General features: G+C 66.3%; 16 protein-coding genes, 1 tRNA gene and 1 pseudogene. 4 read left to right on the top strand and 14 right to left on the bottom strand.

Annotation, left to right across the window (positions count from 1 at the left end; translation table 11 throughout):
* Nucleotides 1–20: 20 nt before the first annotated feature.
* The 6 genes from DL990_RS27615 to DL990_RS27590 all read right to left on the bottom strand — a co-directional run bounded on the left by DL990_RS27615 (nucleotide 21) and on the right by DL990_RS27590 (nucleotide 7688).
* A complete protein-coding gene (locus tag DL990_RS27615; protein WP_125800377.1) occupies nucleotides 21–614 on the bottom strand; it encodes a hypothetical protein in 594 nt (197 codons plus the stop codon).
* A complete protein-coding gene (locus tag DL990_RS27610; protein ID WP_125800376.1) occupies nucleotides 611–2236 on the bottom strand; it encodes a VWA domain-containing protein in 1626 nt (541 codons plus the stop codon). Before DL990_RS27610 ends, DL990_RS27615 begins: the two co-directional genes overlap by 4 nt.
* Nucleotides 2233–3387, bottom strand: coding sequence for a toxic anion resistance protein (locus DL990_RS27605; RefSeq protein WP_125800375.1), 1155 nt, complete (start codon nucleotides 3385–3387; stop codon nucleotides 2233–2235). The genes DL990_RS27610 and DL990_RS27605 overlap by 4 nt, the downstream gene beginning before the upstream one ends.
* Entirely contained in the window at nucleotides 3387–4475 is a 1089-nt protein-coding gene (locus tag DL990_RS27600) for a hypothetical protein (RefSeq protein ID WP_125785645.1), read from the bottom strand. Before DL990_RS27600 ends, DL990_RS27605 begins: the two co-directional genes overlap by 1 nt.
* 139 nt (nucleotides 4476–4614) lie before the next feature.
* The gene (locus tag DL990_RS27595; protein WP_125785644.1) at nucleotides 4615–6036 is read right to left on the bottom strand and encodes an ATP-binding protein; all 1422 of its coding nucleotides are present in this window, start codon (nucleotides 6034–6036) and stop codon (nucleotides 4615–4617) included.
* On the bottom strand, nucleotides 6033–7688 hold the full coding sequence (locus DL990_RS27590) for an FAD-dependent oxidoreductase (RefSeq protein ID WP_125800374.1): 1656 nt from the start codon (nucleotides 7686–7688) through the stop codon (nucleotides 6033–6035). The genes DL990_RS27595 and DL990_RS27590 overlap by 4 nt, the downstream gene beginning before the upstream one ends.
* Before the next feature lie 25 nt (nucleotides 7689–7713).
* Here DL990_RS27590 and DL990_RS27585 point away from each other — a divergent pair, with 25 nt between their 5' ends.
* The gene (locus DL990_RS27585; protein WP_125800373.1) at nucleotides 7714–8439 is read left to right on the top strand and encodes a hypothetical protein; all 726 of its coding nucleotides are present in this window, start codon (nucleotides 7714–7716) and stop codon (nucleotides 8437–8439) included.
* Here the strand turns inward: DL990_RS27585 and DL990_RS27580 are convergent.
* Both DL990_RS27580 and DL990_RS27575 read right to left on the bottom strand, forming a co-directional pair.
* The gene (locus tag DL990_RS27580; RefSeq protein ID WP_125800372.1) at nucleotides 8426–8980 is read right to left on the bottom strand and encodes an HdeD family acid-resistance protein; all 555 of its coding nucleotides are present in this window, start codon (nucleotides 8978–8980) and stop codon (nucleotides 8426–8428) included. The two genes, DL990_RS27585 and DL990_RS27580, sit on opposite strands and share 14 nt — an antisense overlap.
* Before the next feature lie 199 nt (nucleotides 8981–9179).
* Nucleotides 9180–11333 carry an RICIN domain-containing protein gene (locus tag DL990_RS27575; RefSeq protein WP_125800371.1) on the bottom strand — a complete coding sequence of 718 codons (2154 nt, stop codon included), beginning with the start codon at nucleotides 11331–11333 and terminating at the stop codon, nucleotides 9180–9182.
* Nucleotides 11334–11601: 268 nt separating this feature from the next.
* Between DL990_RS27575 and DL990_RS27570 the strand changes: the two genes are divergently transcribed.
* Nucleotides 11602–11674, top strand: a tRNA-Ala gene (locus tag DL990_RS27570).
* Nucleotides 11675–12194: 520 nt separating this feature from the next.
* On the opposite strand, the gene DL990_RS27565 is transcribed toward DL990_RS27570, so the two are convergent.
* The 3 genes from DL990_RS27565 to DL990_RS27555 all read right to left on the bottom strand — a co-directional run bounded on the left by DL990_RS27565 (nucleotide 12195) and on the right by DL990_RS27555 (nucleotide 18549).
* On the bottom strand, nucleotides 12195–13247 hold the full coding sequence (locus DL990_RS27565) for an EcsC family protein (protein WP_158632661.1): 1053 nt from the start codon (nucleotides 13245–13247) through the stop codon (nucleotides 12195–12197).
* A gap of 246 nt (nucleotides 13248–13493) precedes the next feature.
* Nucleotides 13494–17699, bottom strand: a complete 4206-nt coding sequence (locus tag DL990_RS27560; protein WP_158632660.1) for a caspase family protein — start codon at nucleotides 17697–17699, stop codon at nucleotides 13494–13496.
* Nucleotides 17689–18549 (bottom strand): hypothetical protein, encoded by an 861-nt coding sequence (locus tag DL990_RS27555; RefSeq protein ID WP_125800368.1) that lies wholly within the window; start codon nucleotides 18547–18549, stop codon nucleotides 17689–17691. Before DL990_RS27555 ends, DL990_RS27560 begins: the two co-directional genes overlap by 11 nt.
* 322 nt (nucleotides 18550–18871) lie before the next feature.
* Here DL990_RS27555 and DL990_RS42470 point away from each other — a divergent pair.
* Nucleotides 18872–19632: pseudogene (locus tag DL990_RS42470) on the top strand (cytochrome P450); the annotation flags it as partial.
* An 18-nt stretch (nucleotides 19633–19650) separates the two neighbouring features.
* Nucleotides 19651–19785, top strand: a complete 135-nt coding sequence (locus DL990_RS42220) for a hypothetical protein (protein WP_255431395.1) — start codon at nucleotides 19651–19653, stop codon at nucleotides 19783–19785.
* Between the two features lie 580 nt (nucleotides 19786–20365).
* Here the strand turns inward: DL990_RS42220 and DL990_RS27545 are convergent.
* The 3 genes from DL990_RS27545 to DL990_RS27540 all read right to left on the bottom strand — a co-directional run bounded on the left by DL990_RS27545 (nucleotide 20366) and on the right by DL990_RS27540 (nucleotide 22183).
* A complete protein-coding gene (locus tag DL990_RS27545; protein WP_125800367.1) occupies nucleotides 20366–20710 on the bottom strand; it encodes a hypothetical protein in 345 nt (114 codons plus the stop codon).
* Between the two features lie 423 nt (nucleotides 20711–21133).
* Nucleotides 21134–21448 carry a hypothetical protein gene (locus DL990_RS42465; protein WP_158632659.1) on the bottom strand — a complete coding sequence of 105 codons (315 nt, stop codon included), beginning with the start codon at nucleotides 21446–21448 and terminating at the stop codon, nucleotides 21134–21136.
* 351 nt (nucleotides 21449–21799) lie between these two features.
* Nucleotides 21800–22183, bottom strand: a complete 384-nt coding sequence (locus DL990_RS27540; RefSeq protein WP_125800366.1) for a hypothetical protein — start codon at nucleotides 22181–22183, stop codon at nucleotides 21800–21802.
* Nucleotides 22184–22726: the final 543 nt, after the last annotated feature.

Genomic DNA, 22726 nt, shown 5'->3' with positions numbered 1-22726 from the left:
AAGGGTTTCTCTCACTGGGACTAGGCCTGGCCACGCTCCCGCAGATATCGCGTGTGATCGGCCTGCTGGTGGACATCCCCCGCGTAGAACCGTTCCGCGATGCGATGCGCTTCGGTTTCCAGCAGCTCCAGTTGTGCCAGGAGTTCCTCGGACGCGCTGGGTTCGCCGCTCGCGCGCCGTTTGGCGGCGAACCACCACGGCAGGTTGAGGTAGGTCTCCACGGAGAGCGGCAGATCCGTCCGTGCCAGCCGGGTGACGGCGTGCTGGACGTCCGGGTTGGCCGCCCATCGCTCCGGTCGCGAAAGCAGGTCTTCGAGCACTTCGGCGATCCGCCGGACACCGTCCACAGAGGACTCCGGCATCCGTTGTGCCCGCGCGGTCACCTTGTCCACCAGTGAGCCGAGGTCCGCGCGCAGTTGACCGGCCTCGGCCTCGGCGGCAGGCGAGACCAGCCGGACCCGTTCCGGCGGCGCGAGCAGGGCGAACACCGCGTACAGCCCGGCGACCACCACCGGCCACAGCGCGCCGACGACGCCGGTCAGGTACAGCGCGAGCCCGATCAGCCCGCCGACGCAACCGGCGAGGTTCTTCGTGGAGCCGAGGTACCGGATCACTGGTACCCGCGGATTTCCTGGAACACCTTGGGCAGGACGTCACCGCGCGCGTCGAAAACGTTGCCGCCGGTGCGTTTCGCGACCTCGCCGAGTTCGGCGGAGTCGCCTTCCCCGAAGATCACGGTGAACACCGGGATCTGCCGCACCGCCTCCGGCAGCGAGGGGAACTTCCGCTGGAAGTCCGAGAACTTGGAGCCGTTCGCGTTCTGCCCGTCGGTCATCAGCACGATCGAGGTGAACCGGTCGGGGTCGCGCGCGACCAAAGGGCCCATGATGTCGTGCGCACGCTGAAGGCTGTCGTAGATCGCCGTGCCGCCGTTCGCGTCGAGGCCCTCGGCGAATCGCTTGATCTTGTCCAACGTGGGCTGGGGATCGCCTTCCGGGACGACGAAGGTCTCCGGGCGGCCGGGCACGGTGTCGAACGGCAGCATCGTGACCTCTTCACGGCTGCGGAACCGGCGGTACCGCCCGGTCAGCGAACCGTCGGCGCCGGTCAGCCCGATCAGCGCGGTGCGCAGCGACTCGATCCGGTCACCCGCCATGGAACCGGAGGTGTCGAGCACGTACAACGTGCGCGAGGGACGCCGGATCTTGTCGAAGTAGGCGCCCAGCAACGCGTCGACCGCCTGCTGCGTCGCGGGGAACGGCAGCTCGACGAGGTCCTTCCGCGCGAACTGCTGCCCGAGCTGGACACCGGGCACGACGGGGCGACGCTGTGTGGTCTCCATGATCTTGCGCTGGGTGTCCGGCGTGCGCAGCCGTTCGGCCAGCTTGCGGTGCGCGTCCCTCGCGTCGGGAGTCGCGCTCTGCAACAGGGTCAGCGGGTAATCGGCGGTGACGACGCCGTCGGAGGGGTACACCAGCGTCAGCGGTTCGGGGAGCTTCCCGGTCGCGTTCATCGACAGCAGGACGGACTCGTAGTTGATCAGCCCGTCGACCTTCTTGCCGGGATCCTGACCGCTCGCCCGTCGTTGGTAGGCCTCGGAAAGCCAGCCTGACGAGCCCGCCGACATCGCTTGCGCGCTGAAGAACTCGGTCAGTTTCGGGGTGACGGCGGTGATCTGTTGCGCATCGACGGCGTTGCCCGCCCCCGCGAGCGCCGACGCGACCCCGACGAGCGCGGAGAAGCCGGAGTTCGACGCCGACGGATCGGTCATGCCGTAGGTGAAGGCCTTCTTCCCGGCCTGCTCGGCGATCTCGCCCCAACTCACCGGCCGTCCGGTCCAGCCGAGCCGTTGCGCCGCCGAAGCGGACAGGCCGAGCACCACCGGCGAACTCATGATCTTCACCTGCTCGCCCAGCCGTTTCGCGGCCTCCGGAACCGCCGCGGGGTACCGGTTCGACGAGAACCAGACGGCGTCGTACTGGCCGTCCGCCTGTCCTCCTCCGAGCGTCTCGGCGCCTTCCAGCGTCCCGGTGAACTGGAACTTCACCTTGACCCCGGTCGCCGCCGCTTCCTGCTCCAACAGCGGCTGCATGTCGGCCAGCTCACTGCCCGCGAGCACCCTCAAGGTGCCCGGTTCGGCCTCCCCCAGGCCGCGCGTCTCACCTTCACTCGAGTCGCAGGAAACCAGTGACAGCGCGCAAACCGCGCTGACCGCCAAGACCGTCCAGCGTTTCACGATGCCCCCTCGGCCGTCGCCGTCTCGTGAGAGCGGCGCAGATGGTCTTCGGCTCGCCGGATCTCGCCGGACAGCGCCTCCACGGTCGCGGCCATCGTCGAGACGGCCCCCGCCTTGAACTCGTCGATCGCGTCGATGCTCCGGTAGATCCGCTCGAACGACTCGCGGATCGTCGCCACCGCCACCGCCGGATCACTGCCCGCGCGCTGGATCTCGGCGCTGCGCAGTTCCAGCATTTCGGCGTTGGCCCGGATCAGCCCGTCGGTGGTGGCCTGCACGGCCTGGACCTCGTCGAGGACGTCGCGCTGTCCGGCGAGCGCGCCGCTCACCAGCAGCGCGACCCGCAGCGCCGCGACCGTGGTCGACACCGCCCGCTCGATCCCCCGGATCAGCTCGTCGTTGTTGCGCCGCACCAGATCCAGGGCCAGGTAGCCCTGCGCGCTCACCGCGAGCTGGGTCAGCAGATCCTGGTGCCGCTGCCGGATCGGATGCAGTGCGTCGGCCCGCAGTGACTTGGCCCGCGCGGGATCGGTGAAGTCGAAGATCCCGGCTTGACGTTCGACGGCGGTGTCGACGGCCTCGGCGAACGCGGCCGCTTCCGAGAGCTTGCCGAGCGTCGCCCACAGCCGCTCGCGCTCGCCCTTGAGCGCGGCGTTGTCCCGTCGCAGGACGTCCTGCCGCGCACGCAGGTCCAGTACCAGCGCGTTCACCGGCTCGTTGGCCGCGCGGTAGCGATCCAGCGCCTTCTTCGCGCTGCCCGCGACCGGGATCAGCCCCATCAGTTTGCGGCCGGTGATCGGCAGTTTCGCCGGGTCGATCTCCGCCACGGCCCGCCGGAGCCCGGCGAGGCTGACCGTCGCCTGCTGCTGCGGTGACCCGATTTCCGCCAGCGCCCGCGACGAGCGGTCCAGCAGCCCGCCCGCGACGGTCGCCGCCGCCCGCATGTCGGACTCGCCGACCGCGAGCAGTTCGTCCAGCACGCGGGTGAACTCCGGGGACCGGACGTCGAGCGCTTCGAGCCGCCGGGCGAAACTCTCGGCGCGCTTCGCGACCTCGGCGTGCACCTCCGGCGCGAGCGTCACCAGGCCCGCGGCCCGCTCGGCCGGGATCGCCTCCACCGGTTCGGGTGGAGTGAGCGTGAAATCGTCCATCAGTACTGTTTCTTCACGGCGTCGAGCAGCCGCTCCAGCGTTTCGAACGACGGCGGCTCGACGGCGTCCACCAGATCCGCGGGCACCGGCGCCTTGGCTGCGGCGACGACGTCGGCGAACAACCGCGGGTCTCCGGTGCGGAAGCCGAAGGTGGCGGCGAGTTTCCCCAGTTCCGGGTCGGTCGCCAGCAGCCTGCCGACCTGATCGCCGTTCGGCTTCAACGGGACCAGCGTGTGCTTGGAGTACACCGTCGGCGCCATGTAGAGCAGGCGCATGTCCGGCCGGATCGAGCCGTCCGCGCGGACCAGCCGGTCGACGAACTGCGATTCGTAGATCAGCGCCAGCGGCGTCTTGCCCATCCCCGCGGCGAGGTAGTCCTCGAACGGGCCCTCGGTGCTGTTCTGCGTGTAGCCCTGGTCGATGAACAGCTTCGACACGCCGGGCAGCACCTTCGCCTCGGCTTCCGGCGTGCTGACCACGTTGTTGCCGTTGGCGACGAAGGAAACGATCGACAGGTACATCGCCGCCGAGTTCGACTCGCGCGGGTCCGTGGTCGTGACCAGCACGTTCTTGCGGGCCGGGAAGGCGGTGTTGCCGGGAAGCTGATCCCAGCGCGTGCCCCGCTGCGCGAGTTCGAGGTACTTCGCGATGTCGAGCACCTGGTAGTCCCCGGCGCCCTTGCGCACGATCCCGTTGGCGCTCAAGAGGTTCACGATCGGCTCGAAGGTCGCGACCGCCATCGGCGACTGGAACGGCGTGTGCACGCCGGTCACCTTGTGGTCGCGCTGGATCCGCTGCGCGGCCGGCGACGAGGACGGGAACGCGAACTCGTACTTCCCGAGGTCCATATTCGCGATCTGCCGCGAACCGGCGGTGTCGGCCTCGACCTTCAGCCCGTGCCGGGCGAACGCTTCCGCCACCCGCTGGTCGGAGAAGAACGCGAGCTTCTCCGATCCGATGACACCACGCACCGTGGTCAGGTCGGTCCCTCGCGCGGTGTTCTCGTCACCGCCACGGCCCCAGACGATCACGGCGACCACGGCCAGCAGCAGCACCACTGCCAGGCCGATCGACAGACGACGTTTCATCGGCCCACCCCCTCGTTCACCAGCTCGATCTTTCAGCCCGTTCGACTCTTTTGACGCGCGGGTGAGCCATTTCGAAATGAACGATCGATGAACGAAAGAAGTCGTCAGTTCCTGGCGAACCGTTGGGGTAGAAGGAAAATCAGATCACGGACTGCTCCGAGACCGGCAGGCACACGGTGAAGCGCGTGTCACCCGGCGCCGAATCGACCCGGAGGTCGCCCTGATGCCGTTCGACGACGATGCGCCAGGAGATGTCCAGTCCGAGCCCGGTCCCCTGCCCCACCGGCTTCGTGGTGAAGAACGGTTCGAAGATCCGCTGCCGCACCTCCGCCGGGATCCCGGGTCCGGTGTCGCCGATCTCGACGTGCACGTGATCGTCCACCCGGGACGTCCGCAGGGTCAGCGTGCCCTCGGGCCCCATGGCGCCGAGCGCGTTGTCGATGATGTTCGTCCACACCTGGTTCAGCTCGCCCGCGTACGCCGGGATCCTCGGCACCGCGTGGTCGTACTCCTTCACGACCCGGATCCCCGGCCCGATCTTCCCGGCGAGCATCACGAGGGTGGAGTCGAGTCCTTCGTGGACGTCGATCCACTGGTGTGGCGCACGGTCCATCTGGGAGTACTGCTTGGCCTTGCCGACCAGCACCGAGATACGGGTGGTCGAATCCTCGATCTCGCCCATCAGCATCTCGGTCTCGAGCGCGTACGCCAGCCAGCGGACGGCGCCGTCGAGGAAGGTCTCCCCCACCGAGTCCAGCAGGCGATCGAGATCGGGCACGGTCAGCCCGGCGCGGACGTAGATGTCGGCGAGGTCCCAGCCCTGGTCGATGCCGTGGCCGTCGAACCAGTCGCCGATCTCGTCCTCACGGTCGGCCTGCTGCATCGCCGACAGCTTCGGCGCCGCGGCGACCTGTTTGACCAGCTGTTCCTGGATCTCGAGCAGCTGCTCCAGCAGCGCCGGGTCGACGTTCTTCTTCGCCAGCATCGCGAGTTTGTGCCGCATCCCGGCGACCCGCTCCCGCAGCGACGCCGTCGCGCGGACGGCCGCCGCGGCCGGGTTGTTGAGTTCGTGGGTCAGCCCGGCGGAAAGCTCGCCGAGCGCCAGCAGCCGCCGCCGCGAACCGATCACGGTGTCGCTGTTGCGCCAGCCGAGGTACATGCCTTCCAGTAGATGCGTCGCCATCGGGAACCAGCGACGGAACTCGGTGGCGAACTCGGCCGCGGGCAAGGTCAGGAACGTGAGGTCGCTGACCGCGTGCACCGAAGCGCCGTAGGTGTGTTCGGTCTCCTGGTGCACGAAGAACTGCGTCGCGCCGCAGTAGGCGCCGCGCTGATCGGACCGGATCGTCTCGACCTCGGTGCCGCCGACGAGTCGTGTCATCCGCAACGCGCCCGACAGCAGAAGGTAGAAGCAGGTGGCGGGTTCACCCTCGCGCATGACCGTGGTGCCGCCGCTGTACTGCTCCAGCTTGGCGTGCTCGTCGATCCAGTCCAGCTGTTCGTCGCTGAGGTGCTCGAAAAGGAAGAGCCCGCGCAGTTCCTCCCTTGGCAAAACGCTCATTGCTCCTCCAGGTATCGGTGGACCAGGGTGACCGCCATGGCGCCTTCACCCACGGCCGACGCGACACGCTTCACCGACGCCGCCCGCACGTCGCCCGCCACGAACACGCCGGGGATGGACGACTCCAGGTAGTGCGGGTCGCGGTCCAGCGGCCAGCCCGGCGGCGGACCGCCGTCGGTGAGCAGATCGGGGCCGGTCCGCACGAAGCCGTGGTCGTCACGCTGGATCTCCGTGCCGAGCCAGTCGGTGCGCGGCGCCGCGCCGATGAAGATGAAGAGGTGACCGGTGGGCACGGTCTCGGTGGTGGAGCCGTTCTCGCACAAGGTCAGCCGTTCGAGGTGATCGTCGCCGTGCGCCTCGACCACGGTGGTCCGGGTGCGGACGTGGATGTTCTCGATCCCGGCGATCTGCTCGATCAGGTAGTGCGACATCGACGCTTCGAGCGACTGGCCGCGGACGAGGATGGTGACGTCGGCGGCGTGTTTGGAGAAGAACACCGCCGCCTGGCCCGCCGAATTCGCGCCGCCCACGATGTAGACGTGCTCGCCCTTGCACTCGGGCGCTTCGGTGGCGGCGGAGCCGTAGTAGACACCTCGGCCGGCGAGTTCGGCGACCCCGGGAGCCTCCAGCGCCCGATAGGTGACTCCGCTGGCCAGCACCACGGAATGCGCGGCGATCTCGGTCCCGTCGCCGAACATGACCACGCGCGCCGAACCACGCGCTTCGAGGCCGACGACGTCGCGGGCGGTGAGCACCTCGGCGCCGAACTTGAGCGCCTGACGCCGCGCGCGATCGGTGAGCTGCGCGCCGGAGACACCGTCCGGGAAGCCGAGATAGTTCTCGATGCGGGAGCTGGTGCCCGCCTGTCCGCCGGTCGCCTTGCGCTCGACGATGACCGTGCGCAGCCCCTCCGACGCGCCGTACACGGCCGCCCCGAGCCCGGCGGGCCCGCCGCCGATCACGATCAGGTCGTAGAACTCCTGCGCGGGCCGGGTGGACAGGCCGACGGCGTCGGCGAGTTCGGGCCCGGACGGCTGACGCAGCACCGTGCCGTCCGGCGTGACCAGCACCGGGATGTCCTGCGGCGCCGCGTCCGCCGCGTCGAGGATCCGGCGGCCCTCGTCGTCGTCCACCGAGTACCAGCGGTACGGCACGGCGTTGCGCGCCAGGAAATCGCGCAGGTGGAACGACGGCGACGAGTACCGATGGCCGATGAGCTTGATCTCGTCGACCGGCCGCTCCCCCACCGCGCGCCAGGTCTCCACCAGCGCGTCGATGACCGGATAGAGCTTCTCCTCCGGCGGATCCCACGGCTTGAGGAGGTAATGGTCGACGTCGACGACGTTGATCGCCTGGATCGCGGCGTCGGTGTCGGCGTAGGCGGTCAGCAGCGCGCGGCGGGCGTGCGGGAACAGGTCCATCGCCTTCTCGAGGAAGACGATGCCGTCCATCTGCGGCATCCGGTAGTCGGCGAGGATCGCGGCCACGGCGTCGCCGCGCAGCTTGAGCTCGCGCAGCGCTTCGAGGGCGTCGGCACCGGAATCGGCCCGGATGATCCGATAGTCCTTCCCGTACCTTCTGCGCAGGTCGCGGGCGACCGAACGGGACACGGCGGGATCGTCGTCGACGGTCAAGAGGATCGGCTGGCTCACCGGATCAGCCTATTACGTTGGAGCCGTGCTGACCGAAGCCGAAGAAGTGATCCACGCCCGTGCCGTCATCGCCGGTGAGGCGGCCACCGCGGCCGGGCTGCCCGGCACCTTCTCCGCGTGGCGTGAGGACGGGCTGCTCGCGGTCATGACCACGACACCGGAACTGCGGTTCCTGCGCACGATCACCGGCGTCACCGAGGCGAACCTGGCGCGGGCGGTCCGGCTCGCCGGGGCGTCGTGCTGGGACGGCGACCCGCCGACGCTGGTGCTGCCACCGGGCTTGATCCCCCACGGCACCGGTCTCGTGCCCGCCGGTGTCCGTCCGATCGCGACTCTTCCGCTCGCCTTCGCGGCGTCGGACGCGGACATCGACGACTCGCCCGACCTCGACGCGTTTCTCCGTATCCTGCTCGATGGGTACGAAAGCAACGGTGTCGTGACGGCGTTCATGGCCGCCGAACACGCGGACCCGCGAATCAGGCGGTCGCTGCTTGTCGAGGACGGGGTGCCGATCTCCGCCGCGGCCCTGAGTACGCACGGACCGGGTGTCGTCCTCGGCGGATCCGCCACGCCACGGGCTCATCGCGGTAAAGGCGCGCAGGCACGGCTGCTCCTGCACGTCGCCGGCGCGGCCGCCCGCGAAGGCCGCCGCTTCGCCGTCGCGACCGCGGTGGAAGGTTCGCCGAGCCTGTCGAACCTGCGCCGCGCCGGCGCGCGGATCCATCTGCGACAGGCGTTCAGGCCCGGGTGAGTTTGCGCAGGCGGAAGGCCAGGACCAGCAGCATCACGCCGTACAGCAGGGCGTAGATCCCGACCAGGAGCGCGATCCCGTAGGCGCCGGCGATCGGGTTGAACACGATCACGATGCCCGCGATCAGCGAAAGCGCGCCCGCGGCGATGAGGAACGCCTCACCCTCGATCTGCTTGCGCAGCCGGATCGCCGCGACGATCTCGACGATGCCGGTGAAGATCGCCCAGAAGCCGACCAGCAGCGCCAGCACGAGCACCGTGATCCCCGGCCAGATCAGGACCAGGACACCGGCGATGATCCCGAAGGCGCCCAGGACTCCGTAGGCGGCGCGATGAGCGGCGTCACCCGGCCGGAAGGCCTGCATCAGGCCGCCGATGCCGTCGATGATCGCGTAGATGCCGTAGATGATCGCGAGGGCGAGGACCGTGGCTCCCGGCCAGATCAACGCGAGGATGCCGAACAGGATGGCGAAACCGCCGCGCAGGGCGGCGAGCGGCCAGGCCAGGCGGGGTTCGACGACAGTGAGACCGACGAGAGGCATTGCCCGAGTATCGGAGCGCCGGTGCGCGAGCGCGCGGCACGCCACCCGTTGGGGTGAGGCCCTTTCCCGCCCTCCGGCAGGTGTTGCGAAAGCCACTTTCGCAACCTTCAACGCCGCGAAAGTGGCTTTCGCAACCCCGCCTCCCCCGCGGGTGGGGCCGGTGCGCGCCGCGACCGCCATCCCGGCGCGCACCGGGGTATCAGGGATAAGCGACCAGATTGGCCACCGTCGATCCCGAGTTCGCCGGTCCGCCGCGGTCGTTGATCACCCGGCTGATGGTCCCGTTCCCGCCGAGGGAGACGGCGACCATGCTCCGGAACCGGACGTTCGGGTTGTTCGGCGCTTCGATCGCGCGATCCGCCACCACACTCGGATCGACGTTGAAGTAGCAGTAGCTGCCGAGCCCGTACGCCTCGTGGGCCGTCACCGAGTCCGCCACCTTGTAGGCCGCGTAACCCCGCGTCGAGCCGTTCATCCAGGCGGCCTGATTCGGTGGGTCGTAAGGCATTTCGTTCTGATAGAAGTACGTCCGGCCGCGCTCGCCGGTCCAGATCGTCTGGTACTTCTGATAATGCTCGACGAACAGGCCGTACATCGTAGCGTCGTCACCGTTGACGATCAGCCCGGTGTCGGCGGTGTTGGTGTTCCACCCGACCCCGCTGCCGTGGTCGGCACGCCAGATCCACAGGTGGTCACCGATGACGTCGTCGCTGTTGACCACCAGGCTGTTCGTGGCCCTGCCGACGCCCGCCCCGCCGACGCGGAAGAACACGTCGTGCAGCGAAGTCGGGTTGGCCGCGTGATCCTGCGCGGAGTTCGCCGGGCCGACCTCCATCAACGTGTTCGAGTTCGTCGTGCCCGCGTCGATCAGCACGCCGGCGACCTTGACGCCGTCGACGTCGGCCACCGTCATCGCGGTGATGCCGTTGTCCGGGATCAGTGTCGCCAGGCCGAGGCCGAGCACGACGGTGTCCGGCCGGGTGACGCGGAGCGTCTCGTTGAGGTGATAGACACCCGGCGTGATCAGGAGGTCCTTGCCCGCGGCGAGGGCGGCGTTGATCTGCGACGCCGTCGTGCCGGGCTTCGCGATGAAGAACCGGCTGATCGGCAGCGAGGACCCCGGCTGCCCGGCGCCCCAGGTGATGCCGGAAGCGTTGGTGCGCTTGGCGGGCACGAAGACCTGATACGCGCCCGCGGCGTCGACGTACAGGAACGGCTTCTCCCGCACGACCGGCGTCGTGTTCACCGCCGTGTACGGCGGATTGGGGAAACTGGTCGACGGCGCGCCCTCGACGCCGGCGAACACCATGTTCCAGTTGGAGCCGCTCCAGCTCCCGAACTGCGAGTTGCGCGAGATCCATTGCTGCTGCGAGCCGGACCGGACCTGACCGTCGACCTTCACGTCGGACATCCAGCCGCCGCTGGACCAGCCGCCGTCGTCGAGCTGCAGATTGCCGCGGATATGCATGCGGCGGTAAGGCGCGGCCTGCGAAACGGCCCAGCGATCCGTGCCACCTGCCGGGTTCACAGACAGGTTTTCCGCGCCACGCCAGAAGTTCTGCGTCGCGTTGCCCTGGAACCAGTCGGCCTCCGCGTGGACCGCGCCGTTGATCGTCACGTTGTCGGGCGAGAGGCCGAGCCCGAGCACCTGCGTATAGAACCCGACGTTGACGTCGACGTTGTACGAGCCCGGTTTGAACAGCAGCGCCGTCCGGTTCGAGCCGAACTGACCGGTCTCCTGCCGCGAGAACACACTGTTGACCTGGGACTGGATCGCCGACTGCGACATACCGGGGTCGAAGACGAGCACGTTCGGCCCGAGGTCGGGGTTCGCGGTGCCGGTGACCGGGGTGAGCCGGAAGGACTGGGCGCCGCTGCCGTTGCAGGCGTACTGCTGGAGCTGGATGCCGTCCTGGGTCGAGAGGCCCGGGATGTCCAGGCACTTGCCGCTGTTGCGGCTCACGAAGTGATACGCCCCACCGGATTCCTCGACCGGCTGCCACTGCTGGTTGTTCCCGCCGCCGTAGGCCCACAGATGGATCAGCCCGCCGTCGGCCGTCGACACTTCGGCGACGTCCCACACCCGCGCCGGGTCATTGCGCGTGTTGACCCGGTAGTAGCCACCCGACGTGGGCTGGAACTGCCACTGCTGGGAGAAGGTCTGATTGCAGGCGTACTGCTGGACGACCGTCCCGTTCGCCGATCCGGCGGCACGCGCGTCCACGCATTTCCCGCCGGTGGTCGTCACCGTGTACCAGGTATCGGGAACGATGGCCGCCTGCGCCGCCGGAGCCACCACGACCAGCGCTCCGACCAGGGAAAACAGGGCTATCAGTGCTGCTCTGGCCCTCATCAGGACCTCCTCCGCGTCATTCGGGCAGGACGAGCTGAGGCGGAGCCCAGTGGAGACGCGGCGTAGCGGGCGGGGACCTCGGCGTCACGATGGACGAAAACGTAACGGCGGTCACACACGCAGTCAATACACGTCTAAAAATAAGTCGCAAAGATGCAGGTCAGCGCCTATCCGGCGGTTCGAGGCAGCACAGAGTGACCCCCGCGTGAACGGCCTCGGCGAGCGGTGTAATGTATGGACACACGAGATGCGGAGAACAACCCGCTCCGGGGCTATGGCGCAGCTGGTAGCGCACCTCACTGGCAGTGAGGGGGTCAGGGGTTCGAGTCCCCTTAGCTCCACAGTGACGAAACACCGCCCACCTGGCAAGCTTGCCGAGGTTGGGCGGTTTTTTCGTTCCACCTCACTTTGAGAATTGACACGGCGAACTTCAGTTACTGTTCAGTAGCTGGAGCGAATCTGGAGCACGCCGTCCCACCCCCGCCAAATGGGTTCACATCTTCTGCTCCAGTTGCGTAACTCGACTGGGTAGTTCTCCCAAGGTTCCGCAAAGTGCGAAACCCGGTCGCACCGACGAGCTGCAGATTCCCTCGGATTAAAAGTCCCCAGCTCAGCCATGTTACCTAGTGGCGTTCAGTACCAAATTCTGCACAGTTTGTGCAGGTCAACACCAGTCTTCGCCGGGAAGAGTGCCATCCTGTGCCGACCCGTGTCGGGCTCTACGTCGGCAACGGAGCCCAATCGGAGACGGGATAGACCCAGCAACCTATGCCGAGAGAGCAAACTTCCGACACAGGCGACGGCCGTGGGTGCTCGACCAGAACGCCTCCCTCCAGAAGGGTTCTGCATCCAGGTCAGCTGTCAGTCGGCCCGTCGTGTGTGCCTCTCGTCAGCGATCTCTTCTTCGACGATCTCCGCGATGTGGACTGTGTCGTCGACCAGGTCGAAATCATCACCCTTCGTGGTCACGGTGATATCTACCGTCCTCAGGCCGTGCTTCTCACGCAGGAAGCGTTCGCGGTAAAGATGCTCGGCGTCATTGGTCAGATTTTTCAGCAGCTGCGCGTTGAGCCCGGCACCGATCACAATGCCGACGACCGGCACAGCCTGTCCGAGCTTCTTCTTCGTCAGTTCGGATGCGGTTCGCCCGTAGAACGCTTTGACGATCTGCGTGACGCCGTTCTTGTTCAGCTGCGCCCACGTCGCCCTGCGGGCGAGGTCGTTCACGATCTTGTTCAACTGGACGTAGGCAAAGCTCTTGCCGGCTTGCCGGGCCATTCCGAAGTTGAGGACGCCGAGCGCGAAGACCCTCTCCTGCGGTAACTCGGTGTCATAGCCGTAGTACGCGGCGATGTGGGCGATCGCCCTCGTCATCGCACCAAGTACGAGCACTGCATCTGCAGCAACCGCCGCCGCGACCGTGCCCCCACCAGGCGCTGCACCGGCGCCCGCGCCGAAGATGCCTCCAACTGTCGCGAGCAACTCGCCGCCAGAAACCGCCAGGCCGGCGCCCGCACCCTCGATCGTGCTGAAGGCCGTGTAGCTCAGCCCTAGACGAGGCATGGCCTTGTCGATGTCGCGCAGGTCGAGCTTGAGAATGTCACTCAGCTCGCTGACAGCGTGCCCGCGCTTGGCATAGGCCGCGACGACAGCCTTACGCCGAAGCGTCGCTTCGCTGGCCTTGTTCACCAAGTTCAGCAACCCATCGATCGAACTGTGGACAATCGCGGCCATCTGGTCCGAGCCGGGCACTTGCTCGACCCGACCCTTGACGATCTCACCTCCTTTGACCAAGCGATCACGAACGCGCTGCGGCAACCGGTGGCGCTCGTTGGCTGCCAACCGTTTACCACGCCAGCGCTCGATGTCCTCCCACGCCGCACACTCATACGGGCTCATCTGCTCGATGCCCACGACCATCCCTCTCGACGGCGAAGACCGCTCCGCCTGCCGCTGGCGGACTCATGGGGCATGGTAAGCGGTTCCGTCGTCGACAGCGTTGAGCACTCAACGACAATTATCACCGTAGAGCGGGTCGACCAAGACGGGTGACGACCAGCGCGCCTTCGACTAACGCACTCTCATGCCGCTTATCGGTCGCCCCCGTGAACGCACGGGCATGCCGAGGAGCGAGCGTTGAGTTGTCGGAGGTTGATTTGCTCAGATTTGGCTGTTTGGTCGCGTATCGATGACCACGAGATCCCACCCGATGCCGACGACGATTTCTTGTCCAGGTCCGATGCAAAGCGGACCTGCCTTTCTCCCGTCGTAGTCGAGTACGGCGAGTTCGGAGCTGGTGGTCAAGTTCCACACTCGCACCGTGTGGTCGTCACCACCGGCCGTGACGACGGCGGGCTGACCGTCGAAGGTCGTGCACGCCACCGCAGCCACCGGCCCGTCGTGGCCGGTCAGGGTTACGCGAGCCGTACCGGTGGCCAGGTCCCACACCCGCACCGTCCCGTCACCACCCGCGGTGACAACAACCGACTCGCCGTCGAAGGTCGTGCACGCCACCGCAGCCACCGGCCCGTCGTGGCCGGTCAGGGTTACGCGAGCCGTACCGGTGGCCAGGTCCCACACCCGCACCGTCCCGTCACCACCCGCGGTGACAACAACCGACTCGCCGTCGAAGGTCGTGCACGCCACCGCAGCCACGTCGTCACGCAGGACGGCACGAGACGCGCCGGTAGTCAAATTCGACACCCGCACTACCCGGCCATAGCCCACGGTGACGGCAACCGGCTGGCCGTTGAGGGTGGTACAGGCCACCGTGTCCACCGGCCCGTCGTGGCCGGTCGGGATGGCACGATCCGTACCGGCAGCCAGATCCCACACCTGCAGCTTCCGGTCGTAGCGGCCGGCTGTGACGGCCACCGACCGGCCATCGATCGTCGTGCAGCCCAGCCACACCGCCCATCCACCCTTGTGGCCGGTCAGGGTGCCGCGAGCCGTGCCGGTGGCCAGATCCCACATCCGCACCGTCCCGTGATCGTCGGCGGTGATGACGACCGACCGGCCATCAACGATCGTGCACGCCGCCCCGGTTATATCGGCAGAGTGGCCGGCATCCGGCACTTGCTGTCCGTATGCGAAAGCGACGTCCCAAAGCCGCACGGCCCGGTCGTCACCACCAACGGTGACTACGATTGGTTGGCCATCGATGGTCGTGCACGCCACCGCGTTGACACTCCCGTTATGGCCGGTCAAGGTGGCATGAACCGTGCCGGTGGCCAAGTCCCACACCCGCACCGCATGGTCGTAGCGGCCGGCGGAGACGGCGACCGGTTTGCCGACGAAAGACGTGCACGCCACAGCCTGCAAAGTGCCCTTGTGGCTGGTTAAGGTTGCAACGATCGTGGCGGTGCGCAGATCCCACACCCACAGTTTTCCGTCCTCGGCAGTGACAACGACTGGCCGGTTGTCGACGGTTGCGCATGCCACTGCAGTCACCAGGCTTTTATGGCCGGTCAGGATGGCACGGGCTGTGCCTGTGACCAGATCCCACACCCGCACCGTCTTGTCGACCATGCTGACGGTGACGGCAACAGGGCAGCCGTCGATGGTCGTGCACGCCACCTCGTCCACCTGTCCCCGATGGCCGGTCAAGGTGGCACGGACCGTGCCGGTGGCCAGATCCCACACCAGCACCGTCTGGTCCTCGCGGCCGACAGTGACGGCGATTGGCTGGTCGTCAATGGTCGTGCACGCCACGGCGGCAACCGGGCCTCGGTGACCGGTCAGCGTGACGCGGACCGTGCCGGTGGCCAGATCCCACACCCGCACCGTCCTCTCGTCGCCGGCGGTGACGGCGACTGGCTGGCCGTCGATGGTCGTGCACGCCACCGACACCACCCGCCCCCGGTGGCCGGTCAGTACGGCACGAGCCGTGGCGGTGGCCAGATCCCACACCCGCACCGTCCCGTCACCGTCGGCGGTGACAGCGACTGGCTCGCCGTCGATGGTCGTGCACGCCACTGTGTGCACCGGCCCCTCGTGGCCGGTCAGGGTGGCACGCAGGGCTGGGCTGGTTTGTTGTCCGGTGGCCCAACGGGGTTTCCATTCCAGGGGCTCGGCGAGCGCGCGATGCTGGCGGGATGCGGCGAATCGTGCTGCGTCGGTGGCCAAGACCTGACGTCGGCGCGCGGGGTTGAGATGGCGATGCAGACTGGCGGACGCGCGGTAGATCGCACGGGTAAGGTGAGCGTCGTCGGTGGTCACGCTGTGTAATGCGGCCAGTAGCTCGTCGGGCTCGGCGTGGACCAGGTAGTCGGTGTCGGTGATGATCTCGTCCAGCAGGCCGCTTCGGGCGGCGTGGGTTGCCAGGTGCCGCCGGATGTAGGGATGGGCGCGGGCCCAGTCCCGTGTGCCGTCGGAGTTGCGCGGGACCCGGGACTGCAGCAGGTGGGTGAACGCGCGGTGGATCTCGGTGTGGTGCGTGCCGTCGCGCAGATGCTCGGCCAGGGCTTGGTGATAGAGGCGGTAGGCCGAGCGGCCTGATTCGGTGGCCTCGATGACGTACGAGCCGGCGTGATGACGTAGCCAGAGCAGGTCGTCGTCGGTGTAGGTCACTGCGGCGATGTGGGAGGCGAGGGGGGCCCAGATGTCCTCCCAGGGCAGTCCTTGACCTTCGGCGAACGCCAACGGGCGCAACAGATCCCGTGCTCGTTCGGCCTGCGCACCCAACCGGGCCCGCAGGTCGCGGCGCATCGCGTCGCCGGGCATCCTGGGCAGTGTCAGCCGCCAGCCGGGGTCGCGCGGGTCGGGGACAGCTGGGTCTGCGGCCAGGGTGCTGCTGGTGATGCGGGCGACCAGGAACGAGGGCTCGGATGCCGTAGCGACAGCCTCAGCGATGGTGCGGATGGTTTCCGGGTCCTGGTGCTGATAGGGACTGTCGGGGGCGGCGTCGAGCAAACCGCGGGCGGCGTAGGCGGTCAGCGCGTCCAGGTCGGCGTACCGAGGCCCGTCCAGATCAATGCAGTCCTCGCGGCGTAGGCCGAGGGCGTCCAGCAGATGTGGGCGGGTCCCGACCAGCAGACGCAGGCGGCCTTGTGCGTGCTCGGCCAGCGGGCGCAGTACACGCCGGGTGAGCTCGCCAGGGTCGGCGGCCTCGTCGAGGGCGTCGACCAGCACGGTCAGGGGTGCAGTTCGCCCGGCGAGCTGGTCCAGAAGTTCCCCGGGTTTCTCCGCGCGCAGATGAGCAGCCGCGGCAATGCCGTGCAGCACCTGCTCGGTAGTGAGGTTCTGGGCGTAGATGACAACGTCGACGGTGTTCGGTCCAGGAATGGCCGCATCGGGCAGGCCAAGGCTGTGCAGCGGCACGGTGAGCCGCCGCTCAGGATGGGTCAGGGCCGCGATGAGGCCCAGGACAGCTGTCTTGCCCGATCCTGGGGCCGCGGTCACCGCCAGCAGCGGCCGGTCGCGATCGTGGTGGTTCAGCCACCGGGTGATATCGGTCAGAGCGGCACGGCGCCCGGAGAACCACCATCCCTGGGCAGGGTTATGGCCAGCCATCGCCCGGACCAGCAGCCGGGTGCGGAACTCGAGGTCACGCCGCTCGGCCTGGGCGTCCCATTCGCTGGCCTGCTGGATGGCCAGGTCCACCTCGCTCATGCGCGGGTCGTGGCGTGGGTTGGGCAGAAACGGCGGAACCGCGCCGTCCAGCAAAGCGAGCGTGGCACTGATGGTCTGAAATCCCGGCCGTAGCGGATTGTCGTTCATCGCCTGAACCACGGCATCGAGCGCCAGTGCCGCGGGGGCGTAGCCCGCGGTCGGCAAGCCTTCCACCGCCTGCCGTAGCAGCCGGGGAAACGCCCCGGTCTGCGCCTGTTCCGCGGGCTGGGCCGAGGTGATGACCACCAGACCGCTGCCGCCGCGCCGGCCCCAGTGCTGAGTCATCCGTGTGAGCGCGGCGCCGGCCAGGTCGTTGCCACCCTTACCGGAGTAGCAGGCGTCCAGCATCAGCAGCACCCGCCGCGCGGGCGTGCCCAGCAGCATCTTGCGGGCCAGCTCGACCGTGGGCAGAGCGTCGTCGACATCCTCGGGCTCGGTGTCCGCTGTCAGCAGCACGTGGTCCCCGCTGTCGTCGAGAACCTCACCGTGCCCGGCGATGTACACCGCGATCATGTCGCTGGGCTGCCGCGCCGATGAGCGACAGAAGGCCCGCAACTGGCTGGTCAACTGATCTTTGGTCGGGTCCAGCCCCAGATCGCTCACATGCGTGTAACCCAGCGGGCCGGTGAACAGATCGATGATCTCCGTACGCGCGTCGACCAGGCCGGGGCGATCCCATTGCGGTGCGTTGCGGTAGTGCGCCACCGCGGTCGCGATCAGGAATCGACGACCACCGCCATCATTGTCACCGGTCACCAAGACCTCCTGTGATCGCGCTGCCGGTGAGCTTCTCGGTCAGGTAGGCCCTGGCGTCGTGCGCGTGCGCGCCGTTGTGAACGATCGCGTTGCGCACCTGGTCACCGAACCGGACACTCAGATCTTTCTGTAGCGCCACCACATCGCCCCGATCCGCCACGTTGGTCCACACCAGAGCATTCGGACCCGGCCAGTTTCCGAGTCCCTGCTGCGGAGGGGGCTCCAGCCGCTCGAAGATCAGGTTCGAGATCCCCAACGGCGACCCGACCGTCACCAACGCCCGCACCGGGTGATCAGGCATCGCGCACAACGCTTCGTATGCCACGACCGACCCCAGCGAATGCGCGACTACCACCCGGGTATCCGGTGTGATCCGTGCCGCCACCCGAGCTCGCGCGGCACGCCGAAGATCGGTCTCCTGCAGGTAGCGGCTGACCTGCTTGAGATCGAACACCAACGCCCGCAGCGCGACACCGGCGAAGAACTTCGATCGCGACAGCTGACGCAACGCCGCCTGCGCCGATCCGGGAATTCGCATCAAGGTGTCCGCGCCTGGCCCGGCTACGGCTTCGTCGACCGCGGCGGCCTCGCGCCACCAGGTAAGCAGCAGATCTTGCTCGATGCCCCGTTCGACGTCCTTGGCACTGTAGAGCGGATCGCCGACAGCCAGTAACGTTCCGGCGGGGCGGAACAGGTCACCGTAGAACGCCATCGACACATCACCAATCGGCACCGGTTCACTGCCAGCACGGGTCATCCCGTCGGCCAGCGCCGGCCACCAATCCCGCAGTAGCGACTGCTCACCCCGCACCTGCTGCGCTATGCCATGCACGCAGACCACCCGAGCCATACCGCCCCCTCATCCACGCCCACATCGCCTGTCGGCCACATCGCCACGCTACTGAGGCCGATCGGACAGCCGATAACTGATTCGCAGCCCGCCGACCCAAACGGGTGATGTCGACGCCCATCGGAACCGCGGACCTCGCGGCTGATCGCCAAGGCAAACGGGGCACGGGGATCTCGGATAGCCGGGCTGCGACCGGCAGCGCAGGCATACTCCCCTCCGGGGACGGGGTTGCACTCTCATGCCGCGGTGAGGACCTTCGGGTAGGCGGCTGCAGCAGCCCACGCTGTCTGGTCGTCGCAGCCGCCAGACTCACCCCTGGCAGATGGGGAACGACCACGCCCGGATGCGCACCCTGTTGCAATCGCACTTCTCTCCCAAACACATGCGTTCACTTAGGCCGCGCATCGACGCACTCACCACACAACTGCTCGACGACCTGGACGCCGGCCCGCGACCCGCCGATCTGCACACCGCGCTGGCCTTGCCACTTCCGATCCTGGTGATCTGCGACCTGCTCGGTGTGCCGTACGCGGATCGCGACCAGTTCCGCGCCTGGACCGAAGCGGCCGCCGACACCCGCGACCGGGCACGATCCGAACAAGGACTGGGCGAACTGTTCGGCTACGGCATGCGCCTCGTCGCCGCCAAGCGCAAGTCCCCGGGCGACGACGTGATCTCCCGGTTATGCGCGACCGACGGAGTCTCCGACGAAGAAGCCGCCATGCTGTCGATGGCATTGCTGTTCGCCGGCCACGAGACCACCGTGGTCCAGGTCGGCATGAGCGCACTGCTCCTGCTCGCCAACCCCGACCAATGGAACATCCTGCTCGACGATCCCGGCCTCGTCCCGAACGCGATCGAAGAACTCCTCCGAGCACCAGGGAAAAGCGGCGGCGGAATCCCTCGCTACGCGCGAACGGACTTCGAACTCGACGGCATCCCGATCCAGGCGGGCGACCTCGTACTGCTCGACAACGGCGCCGCCAACCACGACCCCACCGTCTTCACCGAACCGACCACCTCGACATCACCCGCCACGCCGCGGCACACCTGACCTTCGGGCACGGGCGCCGCTACTGCATCGGCGCACCACTGGCCCGCATGGAACTGCAAGCCGTGTTCACTCAACTGATCCCACGATTCCCCGCCATGCGCCTCGCCGTACCCGTCGAAGACCTGACCATCCGGCGAGACGTCCTCACCGGCGGCCTGACCGCCCTCCCCGTGACGTGGTGAACCGCCTCTCCCACCTCGCCCCCCGAATCGGAGCCGTTCCCGCGAACTTTGTTGCATCTTGGGACTATGTAGTTCCGGATTGGAACTATGTCGATCCCGAGTCGGCCGCGGCCCACGAGTTCGCCGAAGCGTTCGTCAGCCTCGTGCGCTCCCTGAGCTGCTCGAACCTGACCGCACACCCTGTTGTCCGTGGCGGAGGCGCACGCGCTGACCATCCTGCGAGATGGCCCGCTGCACCAAGGCGGACTGGGTTCTCGCCTGCATCTGGGCAAGTCGACGACAGCCGCCTGACAGATGGCCGCCGTTGTCGACGCCGACCCAACGCGAACCGCACCGTGGCCGGCATCGATGTTCACCCTGCCCCCGCCCTCCAGAACGCAGTCGAGACCGCCGGGCCTCAGCCACAGAGGCAGCACCGCGCCCAGCCGCTGGGCTTGCGCAATCGGAAACGGCGCAGCTGGGTCGACATAGCTTTACAGCCATCAGCTAGCTTTCCTGGTTGAGCATCTTGCACCCGACTATCGTCGCCTCTCCATGACCGCAGGCCATGGAGAGGCGCAGCGAGCGATGACTGACAGGATCAGGCGCGCCACGGGTCCACCTCACGAAGAACAGGCCCCAACAGTTCTCGAAGCTCAGCGCCGGGTTGACCGGGATCCGGGATCATCTCGACACCGCTCACGGTGATCAGCCCGCGGACCTCCTCTGGCCCCCGCCTGAACTCCTCTTCGAGCCAACCAACCACCGATCTGCAGACTTCCGGGTGAGAGGTGCGATGCTCCACCAACCATCGGACAACGTCGGCCATCACGAGATGCGGCAGTACCTCACCCTCATTGTCAATGAGATGCTCCTCAAGAATAGGGACCAATTGCCGATTGGTATCGATGAGTGCACCGATGGCCGCAATGGTGTAGGCGCTCATCGGCCACCTTGCAGGACCGACGTGAGTTCATCGGCAAGACTCTGCGCGACAACCCGGTCGTGGTAGTCCGCGTTCTGGTTGCGGCGCAGCCAGTTTTTGAGGCCTCGAAGTGTTTCTCGACCCTTGATCGTATGCATGCGCCCGCCTGTCGGTGTGCCAGTGGCGATCTCGTTCCTGATCGCCTCCATCAAAGGCTACGAATCATTTCCATCGAATTTGATATATTCGGAGGGTTCCGAACCATCATCCCAGAATGCCCACAACCGTCCACATATTCCACATCGAAGAACAAGAGAAGAAATTCCAAAGAGCATAGTCGAATCTTGCTCAACGTCAAACTGCTCTCGACTTATAGCAAATATGCTATCTTTCGGGTCATCATCTCGCAGAATTGTTCCACATTTACATCTAAGCTTAGCCATATCAACCTCCGAAGAATACAATACCATTTATCTCAGTCCTATTTCCAGGCCAGCTTCCAATCAGACCATTGATCCTAGTTATAGCATCAGGAAAGTCACTCGCAGTGAGGCCTGTTCTCGACAAGTCAACAATAACCCCACCGCCGTGAACCTGCGAATGCTTCCTCGCCACTGCTGCGATGATTCGGTCCACAGACTTACTTGTGGGGGAATAGACATCCCACCGAACACCGTCGACTACGAGGTCGCTGGTCCCACCACCGGCCCTAGCCCCCACGGGGTCCCTAAGCTCGACATTACGTCCCCTCGTGGTCATGTGCTGGGCCGCGCTGATTTCAGACGCTGATGGGTTCGCAGCCGTAATCTGCAGCCCCCTGTGTAGCCCCTCGTGCCCCCGCTGCGACTGCGGCAGCGCCGGCGCCTGCTGCGACTGGTACGGCTCCGCCGGCTCCAACGGTCGCGGCTTTGGAAGCGGTGCGTCCCACGCCGAGTTCCCAGGCTGCTTTACCGACTCCTCCCCAGGGGAATAAGAATAGGGCGGCTTGAAGTGTTTCTTCCCAGCCAGGGGCTGGGATCACAGCTGCGGACGTCAGAGAATTCCGAGCCGACTGATCTACATACTTCGAAGCAGGACGTGCAATGCTCGAACAACCATCAAATCATGACGCTAAGACTTACTTTCTTTGATCAAGCTCAACAAGGAAGCCAAGTCTTCATTAGCTGTCACCCATGTATCCTGATCAGACTTTGCCAGGTCTGACAAAACATTGACATACGTCGGATCGGCCTTAGCAAACGCGTCGCTAACCTTGACCGGCATCAACGTCCAGTTTCGACGCTCGAAATTAAATGCCCATGTCAATGATCCTGAAAAATTGTCCACACCTGCCGAAATAGCTCTGCGAGAACTCTCGGACGACTCCAGATAGCGCCACACAATCATCGGAGGAAGGACGAGACCGCTAAGAATACTACGCCCTACAGCAATACGAGACCAGTCAACGACCCCATGAACAGAGAGAGCCTCAACCACTTCTCTCGCCTGAATCATGAGAATTTCTCGGAGAATCCAGGTTTTCCCCATCTCAAGCCTGGATTCAGGGACTTCATCGTTCGCATATAATCTCCCCACGGATAGCCTCGGCACTCATTTGCCAATACAGGACCGCTCTGCACTTTGTACTCCCCACATCCCGCCTCAGAACATGGTTCATCAGCATGCCTAGCGAACAGCGCAACTTGCCGCAGTTGTAGCAAAATTCAAGGATTGATCACCCCTAGTGATATTAATCGCTTTTCGTCGATCATGTTTTACAACTATGCCGCATTTCTATTTATTTCCCGCGCGCACGAATCCAATCATCAAATAGTGCCACAGCCGGCCAGTGACCACTTAACCGAGCCGCATGCTCGGCAGTAGGCCCGGTTCCACCATTGAACCACGCCGAGGATCCGCTCCTCGCGCAAGAAGGTACGCAGTAGTGTCGACATGCAGCGGCTCCCCAGATTGCACATGACCGTCTACTTCCACATCAACGGCGTGATGCAACAGTGTAAGTCCGCCATACTCTTCGTTCACATCAACGCCTCGGCG

The organism is Amycolatopsis sp. WAC 01416, assembly GCF_003947485.1.
Lineage (GTDB): Bacteria > Actinomycetota > Actinomycetes > Mycobacteriales > Pseudonocardiaceae > Amycolatopsis.
Note: the sequence above shows the minus strand (reverse complement) of the source record. Positions and strands in the feature narration are given on the sequence as shown.

Bases quoted from the DNA above. Each gene is read 5' to 3' on its own strand.
- DL990_RS27605 (WP_125800375.1), bottom strand. From the start codon at position 3,387: ATGGACGATTTCACGCTCACTCCACCCGAACCGGTGGAGGCGATCCCG.
- DL990_RS27600 (WP_125785645.1), bottom strand. From the start codon at position 4,475: ATGAAACGTCGTCTGTCGATCGGCCTGGCAGTGGTGCTGCTGCTGGCC.
- DL990_RS27595 (WP_125785644.1), bottom strand. From the start codon at position 6,036: ATGAGCGTTTTGCCAAGGGAGGAACTGCGCGGGCTCTTCCTTTTCGAG.
- DL990_RS27580 (WP_125800372.1), bottom strand. From the start codon at position 8,980: ATGCCTCTCGTCGGTCTCACTGTCGTCGAACCCCGCCTGGCCTGGCCG.
- DL990_RS27575 (WP_125800371.1), bottom strand. From the start codon at position 11,333: ATGAGGGCCAGAGCAGCACTGATAGCCCTGTTTTCCCTGGTCGGAGCG.
- DL990_RS27555 (WP_125800368.1), bottom strand. From the start codon at position 18,549: ATGGCTCGGGTGGTCTGCGTGCATGGCATAGCGCAGCAGGTGCGGGGT.
- DL990_RS42220 (WP_255431395.1), top strand. From the start codon at position 19,651: ATGGAACTGCAAGCCGTGTTCACTCAACTGATCCCACGATTCCCCGCC.
- DL990_RS27545 (WP_125800367.1), bottom strand. From the start codon at position 20,710: ATGAGCGCCTACACCATTGCGGCCATCGGTGCACTCATCGATACCAAT.
- DL990_RS42465 (WP_158632659.1), bottom strand. From the start codon at position 21,448: ATGACCACGAGGGGACGTAATGTCGAGCTTAGGGACCCCGTGGGGGCT.
- DL990_RS27540 (WP_125800366.1), bottom strand. From the start codon at position 22,183: ATGATTCAGGCGAGAGAAGTGGTTGAGGCTCTCTCTGTTCATGGGGTC.